The organism is Cryobacterium sp. TMT2-10 (genome assembly GCF_004403075.1).
Taxonomy (GTDB): Bacteria; Actinomycetota; Actinomycetes; order Actinomycetales; family Microbacteriaceae; genus Cryobacterium; species Cryobacterium shii.
In genome coordinates, this window is the sequence record NZ_SOGW01000028.1 from 55,847 (window position 1) to 69,393 (window position 13,547).

12 protein-coding genes and 2 tRNA genes are annotated in these 13,547 nt (G+C 63.0%); 10 read left to right on the forward strand and 4 right to left on the reverse strand.

What is annotated here, in order from left to right; genetic code table 11:
• Window positions 1-11: 11 nt before the first annotated feature.
• Genes yidC through rpmH form a run of 4 tightly spaced genes read right to left on the reverse strand, consistent with a single transcriptional unit; the run spans window position 12 to window position 1,838 of the window.
• Window positions 12-983, reverse strand: a complete 972-nt coding sequence (yidC, locus tag E3T37_RS03030; protein ID WP_134365364.1) for a membrane protein insertase YidC — start codon at window positions 981-983, stop codon at window positions 12-14.
• A 7-nt stretch (window positions 984-990) separates the two neighbouring features.
• On the reverse strand, window positions 991-1,302 hold the full coding sequence (gene yidD / locus E3T37_RS03035) for a membrane protein insertion efficiency factor YidD (protein WP_134365365.1): 312 nt from the start codon (window positions 1,300-1,302) through the stop codon (window positions 991-993).
• 6 nt (window positions 1,303-1,308) lie between these two features.
• Window positions 1,309-1,692 carry a ribonuclease P protein component gene (gene rnpA / locus E3T37_RS03040; protein WP_134365366.1) on the reverse strand — a complete coding sequence of 128 codons (384 nt, stop codon included), beginning with the start codon at window positions 1,690-1,692 and terminating at the stop codon, window positions 1,309-1,311.
• Between the two features lie 8 nt (window positions 1,693-1,700).
• Complete coding sequence (gene rpmH, locus E3T37_RS03045; RefSeq protein ID WP_104100646.1) at window positions 1,701-1,838, reverse strand: 50S ribosomal protein L34; 138 nt, start codon at window positions 1,836-1,838, stop codon at window positions 1,701-1,703.
• A 398-nt stretch (window positions 1,839-2,236) separates the two neighbouring features.
• Between rpmH and dnaA the strand changes: the two genes are divergently transcribed.
• The 10 genes from dnaA (at window position 2,237) to E3T37_RS03095 (ending at window position 13,186) form a co-directional block, all read left to right on the forward strand.
• Entirely contained in the window at window positions 2,237-3,655 is a 1,419-nt protein-coding gene (dnaA, locus tag E3T37_RS03050) for a chromosomal replication initiator protein DnaA (RefSeq protein WP_134365367.1), read from the forward strand.
• Between the two features lie 365 nt (window positions 3,656-4,020).
• Complete coding sequence (gene dnaN, locus E3T37_RS03055) at window positions 4,021-5,169, forward strand: DNA polymerase III subunit beta (RefSeq protein WP_134365368.1); 1,149 nt, start codon at window positions 4,021-4,023, stop codon at window positions 5,167-5,169.
• Between the two features lie 71 nt (window positions 5,170-5,240).
• Entirely contained in the window at window positions 5,241-6,128 is an 888-nt protein-coding gene (gnd, locus tag E3T37_RS03060) for a phosphogluconate dehydrogenase (NAD(+)-dependent, decarboxylating) (RefSeq protein WP_134365369.1), read from the forward strand.
• A 5-nt stretch (window positions 6,129-6,133) separates the two neighbouring features.
• Window positions 6,134-7,324 carry a DNA replication/repair protein RecF gene (gene recF / locus E3T37_RS03065; protein WP_134365370.1) on the forward strand — a complete coding sequence of 397 codons (1,191 nt, stop codon included), beginning with the start codon at window positions 6,134-6,136 and terminating at the stop codon, window positions 7,322-7,324.
• On the forward strand, window positions 7,317-7,805 hold the full coding sequence (locus tag E3T37_RS03070; protein WP_134365371.1) for a DUF721 domain-containing protein: 489 nt from the start codon (window positions 7,317-7,319) through the stop codon (window positions 7,803-7,805). The genes recF and E3T37_RS03070 overlap by 8 nt, the downstream gene beginning before the upstream one ends.
• A gap of 121 nt (window positions 7,806-7,926) precedes the next feature.
• Entirely contained in the window at window positions 7,927-9,903 is a 1,977-nt protein-coding gene (gene gyrB / locus E3T37_RS03075) for a DNA topoisomerase (ATP-hydrolyzing) subunit B (RefSeq protein WP_134365372.1), read from the forward strand.
• Window positions 9,904-9,967: 64 nt separating this feature from the next.
• Window positions 9,968-12,511: a DNA gyrase subunit A gene (gyrA, locus tag E3T37_RS03080; protein WP_241976063.1), complete on the forward strand. Its 2,544-nt coding sequence runs from the start codon at window positions 9,968-9,970 to the stop codon at window positions 12,509-12,511.
• Window positions 12,504-12,911 (forward strand): DUF3566 domain-containing protein, encoded by a 408-nt coding sequence (locus tag E3T37_RS03085; RefSeq protein ID WP_134365374.1) that lies wholly within the window; start codon window positions 12,504-12,506, stop codon window positions 12,909-12,911. Before gyrA ends, E3T37_RS03085 begins: the two co-directional genes overlap by 8 nt.
• Before the next feature lie 83 nt (window positions 12,912-12,994).
• Window positions 12,995-13,068 (forward strand) — tRNA-Ile (locus tag E3T37_RS03090).
• 45 nt (window positions 13,069-13,113) lie between these two features.
• A tRNA-Ala gene (locus E3T37_RS03095) sits at window positions 13,114-13,186 on the forward strand.
• The last annotated feature ends 361 nt before the right edge of the window (window positions 13,187-13,547 follow it).

The following is a 13,547-nucleotide window of genomic DNA, read 5'->3' on the forward strand; positions in this document are numbered from 1 at the left end:
TTCGTCTCTTCTTACTTCTTGGGGCCGGTTTGCTTCTTGGCACGATTCTTCGCAACCGGCTGCTGACGCTGGGGCTTCTTGGGTTCTTCAACCACGATGATCTCACCGTCGGGGGCGATCAGTTTGCCCTTGCGCGCGAGACGCTCCTCGCGGGCCTTGGCGGCCTCGCTGCCGGGCGTCGGCATGTTGCGGATGACCAGGAACTGCTGGATCATCGTCCAGATGTTGGACGTGAGCCAGTAGAACATCACGCCGAGGGGGAAGGCGACACCGGAGAAGGCGAAGACGAGGGGGAGCAGGTACAGCATGATGCGCTGCTGCTTGAACATGGGGCTCGCCTTGGTTTCCGGCGACATATTCTTCGAGACGATCTGAAGCTGGGTGATGAACTGTGACGCGGTCATCAGCACGACCATGGTGGCTGCAATGATCATGACCGTGGCGTTAAAGTCCTGACCAGACGTCATTTTGGTCCACTGGGAGGCGAACGAGTCGTGCAGTGGGGCGTTGCCGAAGAGGAGGGCGTTGCCGAAGCTCTTGGCGAGATCGCTGTTCAGTGGCCCGACGCCGGCCTGGCTCTTCTGGGCGTCGTTGAGCACCGAGAACAAGGCGAAGAAGATCGGCATCTGCAGCAGCAGCGGCAGGCAGGAGCTCAGCGGGTTCGTGCCCGTGCGCTTATACAGCTCCATGGTCTCGCGGGACATGGCCTCGCGGGAGAACTGGTCCTTCTTGCCCTTGTACTTGTCCTGGATCTTCTTGAGCTGCGGAGCAACCTCGAGCATCTTGCGCTGGCTCTTGATCTGCCGAACGAAGATCGGGATCAGGGCGGCCCGCACCACGATGACGAGGCCGACGATGGAGAGCACCCAGGTGATGCCGTCGTTGTAGCCCATCCCCATGTTGGAGAACAGCCAGTGGAAGGCGACGAGCAGAAGCTCGACGGCCCATTTCAGAGGCCAGAGAATCGTACCTAGGAGGTCCATCTTTGCGTCAGCCCTTTCCGTGGCTCGCTGCGATAACAAAACCAAACGGCGTCACGGTGTAGCGACGCTTCCGCTTGAGGGGAACGTCATCAATCCCGCCTTCGGTCCATGGATGACATCGGCCCAGCCGGAGCGCGGCTCGAGCTGAACCCACGATGAGTCCGTATTCCTGAACGGCGCCGAGTGCATACGCCGAACAGGAGGGGTAGTACCGGCAGACATCGCCGTAAAGCGGGGAGATCACGGCCCGATATGCCCGCAGGAGCAGAACCCCCGCGTTGCGGGGGAGGAGCAGCAGTGTTACCAGGACCCTGTTCACCGACGTTTACCGACTCTCTCGAATCGCGCTCGTCGGTTTGACCCTGGAACCGTTGTTGCGCTGGTATTTCTCCAGTGCCTCGGACAGTTCTGCGCGCAGGGTCGACCATTCGGCGTCGGTCGCGGAGGGCAGTGCGCGGATGACGACATCCGTTCCCGGGCGCACGGCCGACAGCAACTCGAAACTCGCGGCTTTCAGGCGGCGCCGAACCCGGTTGCGCCTGACGGCGTCACCGACGTTCTTCGCCACGATGAACCCGAACCGCACGGGGACCCCATCGGGGTTCCTGCGCAGGTAGGTCACCAGGTGTGGGCCAACGACCCGCACACCCCGGCGAACGACTGCTTTGTAGTCGTCGCCGCTGGTGATGCGATTGGCCCCCGCGAGCACGAGAGTGCTTAAGCGGAAAGTTCGATGCGACCCTTGCGACGGCGAGCACCCAGAATTGCGCGGCCGGCACGGGTCTTCATGCGAAGGCGGAAGCCGTGCACCTTGGCGCGACGGCGGTTGTTCGGCTGAAACGTTCTCTTGCTCATGGTTTTGTCTCCACGTGTTAAATCTCCGTAGGCCAAACTGAGCGGCCGGGAAAGAGTGAGGTAGCCCTCGGGCTGGGGTCAACTGATTAAAACTACGGCTTCGACCGGTGCTGGTCAAACTCGCAGTCCCTGAACAGTTGGTTTTACACACATTCTCGCCCTTTTCCGTCATCGACACGCGCACGAACTGCGAACGAATTTGGCCTCACCGTCGGTGATTGGCTACCGTGAGACAAAGTTATCCACAGGTTTTCAACAAACCCTGAGAATTCGGCCTTATTTGCACACAGGCGGTGGATAACCTTGTGGATGCTTTGGCTGGATCACGCGTTCGGAGTCGGGCACAGCCCTCGATCTCTCTCGCCGTAGAAGGCAACAATTAGAGATACGGGGAAACCATGGCCACCGAAGAACAGCCGATCGAGGAGACCTGGCGGTCAGTACTGACCAGTCTGGAATCCGATGACACCATCACACCGATGCTGTACGGCTTTCTCAATCTGGTCGAACCCAAGGGAATCGCTGCCGGCACCTTCTACCTGGAGGTGCCCAACGAATTCACGGCGAGCATGCTGAACCAGCGTATGCGCGTTCCGCTGCTCACGGCGATGGGCCAGCTCGACGAGTCCACTGCGGTCTCGACCTTCTACGTCGTGGTGAATCCTGAATTGGAACAGGAATCGATCCGACCGGTCCACGAGTCCTCGTCCGCACCCGATGTGGAGACCCCGGCAGCCCCGCAATCGGTTTTCGAGAGCACATCGCCGGAGCGACCGCACGACACCCGGCTGAATTCGAAGTACAGCTTCGACAATTTCGTGATCGGCCAGTCCAACCGTTTCGCCCATGCCGCGGCCGTCGCCGTCGCCGAAGCGCCGGCTAAGGCATACAACCCGCTGTTCGTCTACGGTTCCTCCGGACTGGGCAAGACCCACCTGTTGCACGCCATCGGCCACTACGCGATGAGCCTGTACCCCGGCATCCGTGTTCGGTACGTGAGTTCCGAGGAATTCACGAACGACTTCATCAACTCGATCGCGAACAACCGGGGCTCCGCCTTCCAGTCCCGGTACCGCAACATCGACATCCTGATGATCGATGACATCCAGTTTCTGCAGGGCAAAGCGGAAACCCAGGAAGCCTTCTTCCACACCTTCAACACCCTGCACGACCACAACAAACAGGTCGTCATCACCAGCGATCTGCCGCCCAAGCACCTCACCGGTTTCGAGGACCGCATGCGCTCACGGTTCGAGTGGGGCCTGATCACGGATGTGCAGGCGCCCGACCTCGAGACCCGGATCGCCATCCTGCGCAAAAAGGCCCAGAGCGAGAAGCTGCAGGTCCCCCACGACATCCTGGAATTCATGGCCTCCAAGGTCTCGTCGAACATCCGCGAACTGGAAGGAACACTCATCCGGGTCACGGCATTCGCCAGCCTGAACCGCACCCCTGTCGACATGGACCTCGTGCAGACCGTGCTCAAAGACCTCATCACCCTCGACGAGGACAACGTCATCGCTCCGGTGGACATCATCACGAACACGGCCGACTACTTCAAGCTCTCGGTCGACGACCTCTACGGCTCCTCCCGCTCCCAGGCCATCGCCACGGCGCGCCAGATCGCGATGTACCTGTGCCGTGAGCTGACCAACCTCTCCCTGCCCAAGATCGGCCAGCTGTTCGGCAACCGCGACCACACCACGGTCATGTACGCCAACAAGAAGATCAGCGAACTGATGAAGGAACGACGCTCGATCTACAACCAGGTCACAGAGCTCACGAACCGCATCAAGCAGAACCACCGCTACAAATAAGTCCCTTTCGACCCAGTTTTCACACCTGTGGATAAACCTGTGGAAACACTTTGCACAACTGGGTTCAACCTGTAGAAACTCGGGTCATGCCTGTGCAAACTCGCTCGGGGCCTCCGAGGGCCCACCGCCGAGGAGCGATTAACGCTCACAGGCTGCTAACAAGTCACACGGTTGTAGTTCCCAGTCAGGGAACCGTATCCACAAAGTTATCCACAGTTTCCACACTGGTTAAGAATATTAACAATTAACTTCTATCTCTCTCGATCCAACAACCTTTAGTGCCACCGCCGGTGTCACGGGGTCCCAACAAAAACACGACTACCATTGAGGCCGTATCCAGGTCTAAACCGAACAGGAGCGACTTCGTGAGATTTCAGGCCAACCGGGACGTCTTCAGTGAAGCCGTCTCCTTCGCTGTCAAGCTTCTTCCCCAGCGCACCACGTTGCCCATTTTGAGCGGCGTGCTGATCGAAGCGACCGCAACCAGCCTCATCCTCTCCTCGTTCGACTATGAGGTTTCGGCGCAGACCGAGATCGCCGCTGATGTCGAAGAAGTGGGCAAGGTACTGGTCTCCGGCCGACTCCTCGCGGACATCGCCAGCCGGATGCCGAACGCTCCGGTGCACTTTTCCACCAACGAGTCCCGCATCACGGTCAGCTGCGGCAGCGCGAGTTTCACCCTGCTGTCCATGCCGGTTGAGGAATACCCGAGCATCCCGCAGGTCAGCGCGCAGTCCGGGCTCGTTCCGGCCGAAGAATTCTCCGCCGCTGTCGCCCAGGTCGCCGTTGCCGCTTCACGCGACGACGTGACGCCGGTCATCACCGGCGTGCAGCTGCAGATCACCGAGAACAGCCTCAGCCTCGTCGCCACCGACCGTTACCGGGTCGCGGTCCGGGAGATCGACTGGGACCCGGGCAGCACCACAAGCACGGACACCATCACGGCCCTCGTGCCGGCACGCACTCTTCAGGAGGTCGGTAAGACGTTCGGCCACAGCGGCACCATTTCGATCGCCATTACGAACACGGACGACCGGGAACTGATCGCATTCACGGCCGACAAAAAGACCGTCACGTCACTGCTGATCAAGGGGAACTACCCGCCCGTGCGCCGGCTGTTCCCCGAGAACGTCGACAACTACGCGGTCATGAACACGGCAGATCTGATCGAGGCCACCCGGCGCGTCCAGCTTGTGCTCGAGCGTGAGGCCGCCCTCCGCTTCACCTTCACCGCGGACGGTCTCACCCTCGAAGCGGTCGGATCCGAGCAGGCGCAGGCCTCCGAGACGATCGACGCGATCCTCTCCGGCACCGACACCGTCGTGTCGCTGAAGCCTCAGTTTCTCCTGGACGGCCTCGGCGCCGTGCACTCGGAATTCGTTCGCATCTCGTTCACGAAGACCGAGAACCCCAACAAGCCCGGCCCCGTGCTGATCACCAGCCAGACCTCACGCGAGCAGGCCGGCGCCGACAGCTATAAGTACCTGCTCCAGCCGAACCTGCTGCTGCGCTAGGCCGATCAGCCAGCTACCACCCAGCAGCACTAGAAAACCGGCAGTAAACCGGCAGCACTTAAAGGACAACAATGCACATTGGCATCATCGGTCTCGGCAAAATGGGCGCGAATATGCGCGACCGTCTCCGTGAGCGGGGTCACGAGGTCACGGGCTACGACCGGAACGCCCAGGTGTCGGATGTGGCCGATGTAGCCCAGCTGATCGAGGCACTTCCCGCCCCCCGTCTGGTCTGGGTGATGGTGCCCGCCGGGGCCGTGACGGATGCCGTGATCACCGAGCTGTCGGGAGTCCTGACGGCCGGGGACCTGGTCATCGACGGAGGCAATTCCCGCTTCACGGACGACTTCGTCCATGCTGAACTCCTGGCCGCCAAGGGAGTGCACTACATCGACGCCGGGGTCTCGGGCGGCGTGTGGGGACTGACGAACGGTTTCGGCCTGATGGTGGGCGGTTCGGCCGAGCAGGTCGAGCGGGCCATGCCCGTCTTCGACGCACTGCGCCCGGAAGGACCACGTGAAGAGAGCTTCGTGCACGCCGGCGAGGTCGGCGCCGGTCACTACGCCAAGATGGTGCACAACGGCATCGAATATGCCCTGATGCAGTCATACGCCGAGGGCTATGAACTGTTGGAGAAGCGCGACGATTTAATCAAGGACGTTCCGGGCATCTTCAAGGCCTGGCAGCGTGGAACGGTCGTGCGGTCCTGGCTGCTCGAGCTACTGGTGAAGGCCCTGGACGAGGATCCCGAACTGCGCGAAATCGAAGGTTTCGTCGAGGACTCCGGTGAAGGCCGTTGGACGATCGAAGAAGCCATCAACAATGCCGTTCCTGTCCCCACGATCAGCGCAGCCATCTTCGCGCGGTTCGTCTCCCGACAGGACGACTCGCCGGCCATGAAGGCGGTCGCGGCGCTGCGCAGCCAATTCGGTGGTCACGCCGTCAAAAAGGCCGACTGAGACGGGTGCGGGTAACTCACCTGTCCCTGACCGACTTCCGCAACTACGCGCAGGTCGAAGTGGCGTTCACGCCCGGGCCCAACCTCATTGTGGGCCGCAACGGCCAAGGCAAGACGAACCTGGTCGAAGCCCTCGGCTTTCTGAGTACCCTGAGCTCTCACCGGGTATCGAATACGGCGGCCATGATTCGCGCCGGCCAGGATGCCGGGATCATCCGGGCGAAGCTCGAGTACAACGGGCGCGACATCCTGACCGAGGTTCAGATCAACCGGTCCGGCCAGAACCGGGCCCAGGTCAACCGGTCCGTGATCAAGACCCGGGAGCTGACACGCTATTTCTCGAGCGTGCTGTTCGCCCCGGAAGACCTCGCGCTCGTGCGCGGAGACCCGTCCGGGCGCCGGCGCTTCCTCGATCAATTGCTGGTGCTGCGCAGTCCGCGGCTCACGGGCGTCCTGGCGGACTATGACCGGGTGCTGCGCCAACGCAACACCCTGTTGAAGTCGGCCAGGGCATCCGGACTGCGCACCACGCAGCTGGGGACGCTGGAAATCTGGGACGACCGCCTGGTGTCGCTCGGTTCCGAGATCATCGACGAACGCTCCGAACTCGTTCGCCTTCTCGGCGAACCACTGGGCACGGCGTACCAGGCCGTCGCCGGTGAGAATCACGGCCCCGCACTGGTGCCCCTGCTCAGCATCACCGGGGCGGACAGCGAAGACGAAGCGGCCGGCGAAGTAACCCCGCCGCCCTCGTCCGGCACCGGGCCAGACGGATCGATCGGCACGAACACCGCGGGCACGACGGCGGATGCTTTCCGGACGGCCCTGGCCGGGCTGCGCCGTAAGGAAATCGACCGGGGGATGACCCTGGTCGGGCCGCACCGCGACGACGTGATCTTCATGCTCAATGCCCTGCCGGCCAAGGGCTATGCCAGCCACGGTGAGTCCTGGTCATTCGCGCTCGCCCTCAAGCTCGCGTCGGCCGAGTTATTGCGGCGCGATTCTGCCACGGGCGACCCGGTGCTGATCCTCGACGACGTCTTCGCCGAACTGGACCTGTCCCGCCGCCGCCGGCTGGCGGCCGCCGTCACCGGTTTCGAGCAGGTTCTGATCACCGCCGCGGTGCTCGAGGATGTTCCCGAGGAGTTGACGGCACACACGATCCACATTCACGCCGGGGCGGTCGTCGATGGCTGAGCCGAGCGAGGCATCCAGGGTCTACCTGCGATTCAAAGACGTGTTCGGCGATCCCAACGCGAAACGGATCCGCGCACGGCGGAGACCCGGCCCCGAGATCGGCTCGAGTGTTCCCTTCGGCGCGGGTCGGGACCCCCGGGGACTGGGCGACACCATTAACTCCCTCACCCTGCAGCTGGGCTGGAATTCACCGCTGGCCCAATCCGAGCTGCTGGCCTCCTGGATCGAGTTGGCCGGCGAGGAAACGTCGAAACACTCCACTCCGGCCGGAATCGACGAGGGTGTGCTGACGGTGCAGTGCGAGTCGACCGCGTGGGCGACGCAGCTGCGCATGATGCGGGTCGAAATCATGACTCAGATCGCGGTCCGTTACCCGGATGCCGGCATCGAGTCAATCCGTTTTCAGGGGCCCAACGCCCCCTCCTGGAAAAAGGGTCCCAGATCAATTCCAGGGCGCGGTCCGCGCGATACCTACGGCTAAGTAGCCAAAACAGGTCAACCCCGCGAATAAAACCTCTCAGATGCCCGTTTGTGGCCCGTACGCTTGGCCCGTTTGGTAAGCTAAAGGGTCGCCCGCGCGACGGTCAGGAGCCCAATTTCAGATGTCAGTTGAACCACAGATCGAGCCGGAGCACGGATATGGTGCCGACGATATCCAGGTTCTCGAGGGACTTGAAGCCGTTCGCAAACGACCCGGAATGTATATCGGTTCCACCGGTCCGCGCGGTCTGCACCACCTGGTCTATGAGATCGTGGACAACTCCGTCGACGAGGCCCTCGCCGGCCACTGCGACACCATCGACATCAGAATCCTGTCGGATGGCGCCGTTCGCGTCGCCGATAACGGCCGTGGCATCCCGGTCGACATCCACAAGGCGGAGGGCCGTTCCACCGTCGAGGTCGTCCTGACCGTTCTGCACGCCGGCGGCAAGTTCGGCGGCGGCGGCTACGCGGTATCCGGTGGTCTGCACGGCGTCGGCAGTTCCGTGGTCAACGCTCTGTCGTCCCGCCTCGAGGTCGAGGTGCGCCGACAGGGACACGTCTGGCGACAGAGCTTCGCCGATGGCGTGCCCAACGCCCCGCTCACGATGGACGAACCTTCCGACGAGACCGGCACGACCATCACCTTCTGGCCGAGCGCGGAAACCTTCGAGACCATCGAATTCGACTTCGAGACCCTGCGCGCGCGCTTCCAGCAGATGGGATTCCTCAACAAGGGCCTCAGCCTGACGCTCACGGACGAGCGGCCGGAGCACCTCGACGACGAGGGCAAGCCGGTCAGCCGCACGTTCCTCTACGAAAAGGGCCTCGTCGACTACGTCGAGTACCTGAACCGGGCCAAGAAGGCCGACCTCGTCAACGACGAGATCATCTCCTTCGAGTGGGAAGACCATGAGCGGAAAATGGCGCTCGAGGTGGCCATGCAGTGGACCACCGCGTACACCGAAAGCGTGCACACCTACGCGAACACGATCAACACCCACGAGGGTGGCACGCACGAAGAAGGTTTCCGAGCCGCGCTGACCACGCTCGTCAACAAGTACGCTCGGGAAAAGGGAATCCTGAAGGAAAAGGATGACAACCTCACCGGCGACGACGTGCGGGAGGGTCTGACTGCCGTCGTGTCGATCAAGCTGGCCGAGCCGCAGTTCGAGGGCCAGACAAAGACCAAGCTGGGCAACACCGAGGCGAAGTCCTTCGTGCAGAAGGTCGCCAACGACCAGCTGTCCGACTGGTTCAACCGCAACCCGAACCCGGCGCGGGAGATCATCCGCAAGGCGCTTCAGGCGTCCAACGCGCGCATGGCCGCCCGCAAGGCGCGCGAGACCGCCCGGCGCAAGGGCCTCCTCGAGGGCGGTGGCATGCCCGGCAAGCTCAAGGATTGCCAGAGCAAGGATCCGTCCCTCTCCGAGATCTTCATTGTCGAGGGTGACTCGGCCGGCGGGTCCGCCGTGCAGGGCCGTAACCCCGAATTCCAGGCCATCCTGCCGCTTCGCGGCAAGATTCTGAACGTGGAGAAGGCGCGACTCGACCGTGCCCTCGGCAACGCCGAGGTTCAGGCCATGATCACCGCGTTCGGCGCGGGCATGGGCGAAGAGTTCAACCCGGACAAGGTGCGGTACCACAAGATCGTTTTGATGGCCGACGCCGACGTCGACGGCCAGCACATCACGACCCTGCTGCTCACATTGCTGTTCCGGTATATGCGTCCCCTGATCGATCTGGGGTACGTCTATCTGGCCCAGCCGCCGCTCTACCGCCTGAAGTGGGCGAACTCGGCGCACGAGTACGTCTACTCGGACCGGGAACGCGACGCGCTGCTGGCCGATGGCGCCGCGGCCGGCAAGCGCATCCCGAAAGACAACGGCATTCAGCGCTACAAGGGCCTCGGCGAGATGGATTACAAGGAACTGTGGGAGACCACCATGGCTCCCGAGTCCCGCACGCTGTTGCAGGTCACCCTCGACGACGCTGCCGCCGCCGATGAAATCTTCTCCACCCTGATGGGCGAGGACGTCGAGTCCCGCCGTAACTTCATCCAGAAAAACGCGAAGGACGTGCGTTTCCTTGACATCTGACGACATTAACACCGGCGACACCAACACCCCGGGCGAGGGCAGCACCGAGGTCGATGCCGCGTCGCTGGCAGCAGACACCGCCGCCAAGGCCGCGCACCTCGTGCAGCACGGCAAGATCGACCAGGTCGATCTGCAGCTGGAAATGCAGCGCTCCTACCTCGACTACGCGATGAGCGTCATCGTCGGGCGCGCGCTGCCCGACGTGCGCGACGGCATGAAGCCCGTGCACCGCCGCGTCATCTACGCCATGTTCGACGGCGGCTACCGCCCGGACAAGGCCTTCTCGAAGTGCGCCCGCGTCGTCGGCGACGTGATGGGCCAGTTTCACCCGCACGGCGACTCCTCGATCTACGACGCGCTCGTGCGCCTCGTGCAGCCGTGGAGCCTGCGCTACCCGCTGGCCCTCGGCCAGGGCAATTTCGGTTCTCCCGGCAACGACGGCGCCGCAGCCCCGCGGTACACCGAAACCAAGATGGCTCCGCTCGCGCTCGAGATGGTGCGCGACATCGACGAGGACACCGTCGACTTCCAGGACAACTACGACGGCCGCACCCTCGAGCCCACCGTGCTGCCCTCGCGGTTCCCGAACCTGCTGGTGAACGGCTCGGTCGGTATCGCCGTGGGAATGGCCACCAACATCCCGCCGCACAACCTGCGCGAGGTGGCGGCCGGTGCCCTGTGGTACCTGGAGAACCCCGAGGCGACCCGGGACGAGCTGCTCGAAGCGCTGATCCAGCGCATCAAGGGCCCTGACTTCCCCACCGGCGCCCAGATCCTCGGAATCAAGGGCATCCAGGATGCCTACCGTACCGGCCGCGGATCCATCACGATGCGCGCCGTCGTCAGCATCGAGGAGCTCCAGGGCCGCACCTGCCTCGTGATCACGGAACTGCCGTACCAGGTCAACCCCGACAACCTCGCGATCAAGATCGCCGATCTGGTCAAGGACGCCAAGATCGGCGGCATCGCCGACATCCGGGACGAGACCTCCGGCCGGACCGGCCAGCGCCTCGTGATCGTTCTCAAGCGAGATGCCGTCGCCAAGGTCGTGCTGAACAACCTCTACAAGCACACCCAGCTGCAGGAGAACTTCGGCGCGAACATGCTCGCGATCGTCGACGGGGTGCCGCGCACCCTGTCCCTGGACGGTTTCATCGCCGCCTGGGTCGCTCACCAGGTCGAAGTGATCGTTCGGCGCACCCAGTTCCGCCTGAACAAGGCCGAAGCGGATGCGCACATCCTGCGCGGGTATCTCAAGGCCCTCGACGCCCTCGACGAGGTGATCGCGCTCATCCGTCGTTCTGCCACGGTCGACGACGCCCGCACCGGCCTGATGGAACTGCTCGACGTGGACAAGCTCCAGGCCGACGCCATCCTGACCATGCAGCTGCGCCGCCTGGCCGCGCTCGAACGCCAGAAGATCATCGACCAGGCCGCCGAGCTGGAACTGCTGATCGTGGAGTTCAAGTCGATCCTTGCCAGCCCGGAGCGCCAGCGCACGATCATCAGTGAGGAACTCACCGAGATCACCGACAAGTTCGGCGACGACCGGCGCACGGAGATCATGTTCGGGTTCGACGGCGACATGTCGATCGAAGATCTCATTCCCGAAGAGGAAATGGTGGTCACGGTCACCCGCGGCGGCTACATCAAGCGAACCCGCAGCGACAACTACCGCAACCAGCACCGCGGCGGCAAGGGCGTCAAGGGCGCCCAGCTGCGCGCCGATGACGTGGTGGAGCACTTCTTCGTCACGACGACGCACCACTGGCTCCTGTTCTTCACGAACACCGGGCGGGTCTACCGCGCCAAGGCTTACGAGGCCCAAGAATCCGGCCGTGACGCCAAGGGTCAGCACGTCGCCAACCTGCTCGCACTGCAGCCGGGCGAGCAGATCGCGCAGATTCTGGACATCCGTGACTACGGAGTGGCCCAGTATCTGACCCTGGCCACGCGAGACGGGCTGATCAAGAAGACCGCCCTCAGCGAGTACGACACCAACCGCACCGGCGGCATCATCGCGATCAAGCTGCGCGAAGGTGACGAACTCGTCTCCGCCCTGCTGGTCGAGGACGACTCCGACCTGCTGCTCGTGTCCCGCAAGGGCATGTCCATCCGGTTCACGGCGTCCGATGAGGCGTTGCGGCCGATGGGACGCAGCACCTCCGGCGTGATCGGCATGCACTTCCGCGGCGCCGACAGCCTGCTGGACGCATCCGTGGTCTCTGACGACGGGTATGTCTTCGTGGTGACCGAGGGCGGGTACGCCAAGCGCACCGCCGCAGACCAGTACCGCCTGCAGAACCGCGGCGGCCTGGGCATCAAGGTGGCCAAGCTCAATGACGACCGCGGTGACCTGGTCGGCTCCCTCATCGTCGAGGAGGAGGACGAGGTCCTGGTGGTACTTGCCAGCGGCAAGGTGGTACGCTCTGACGTCTCCGAGGTCCCGGCCAAGGGACGGGATACGATGGGCGTGGTCTTCGCCAAGTTTGCGGATGAAGACAGAATCATCGCCATTGCGAAGAACACTGAGCGTAATCTGGTCGCCGAAATCACCGCGGGCGACCCGGAGAGCGTCTTAGGAGAGGAAGAGCCCGTAAATGAGTAGTGTCGCCGAAAAGCTCGCCAAGAAGTCCGGACGCAAGCCGGCCACGACCAAGCAGGTCCGGCTCAAGCTCGTCTACGTCGACTTCTGGTCCGCGGTCAAGCTGTCGTTTCTGGTCGCGCTGTGCCTCGGCATCGTCACCATTGTCGCCACGTTCCTGATTTTCACCGTTCTGAACGGCACTGGAATCTTTGACAAGATCGACGCCCTGTACACGGACATCGCAGGTTCCTCCTCGGACCTGGCGAGCATCCTCTCGATCGGGAACGTCATGGGGTTCGCCTTCGTGGTGGCCATCCTGAACACCGTCGTCATCACCGCATTGGGAGCCGTGTACGCGGTTCTGTACAACCTGAGCGTGAAAATCACCGGCGGTTTGCTCGTCGGTTTCACGAACAACTAGTCTCGGGTCATCCCGATCGGGCCGATTTCCGGCTCGATTGGGATTTACCCGCCGCATCGGGTAGTCTCAAATCTGCCCAAGAGGGGGATATAGCTCAGTTGGTTAGAGCGCTTCGCTGATAACGAAGAGGTCCCAGGTTCAAATCCCGGTATCCCCACGTAGCACTGCACACATGCTTCAATTCCACTCCCCGTGATCATGCGGGGCCATAGCTCAATTGGTAGAGCGCCTGCTTTGCAAGCAGGAGGTCCGGGGTTCGATTCCCCGTGGCTCCACAGTAGAAACGCCCGGCCCCGCTTGCGGGGCCGGGCGTTCTTCATTCTGCGGCCCACTGCTGATGAACACGGTCGGGTAGGAGTCACAGCAGGCCTCACAAGCCTCAGCAGCCTCACCAGCCTCACCAGCCTCAGCAGCCTCAGCAGCCTCAGCAGCCTCAGCAGCCTCAGCAGCCCCGCAATGGCCTCCTGGTCACTCCCGGCGCCTTCCGCGCACGCTCACGAGCCTGACACGACTGTTGGCGGCTAGTCGGTTGAAACCGTGGCCTGGGGGTGGGCGCGGGTCCTGGCCCGGTTGCCGCGGCCGGCACCGCTGGCCCGGTGGGCGCGGTGGTCCTGGCCCGGTACCCAGGTGCGGGCC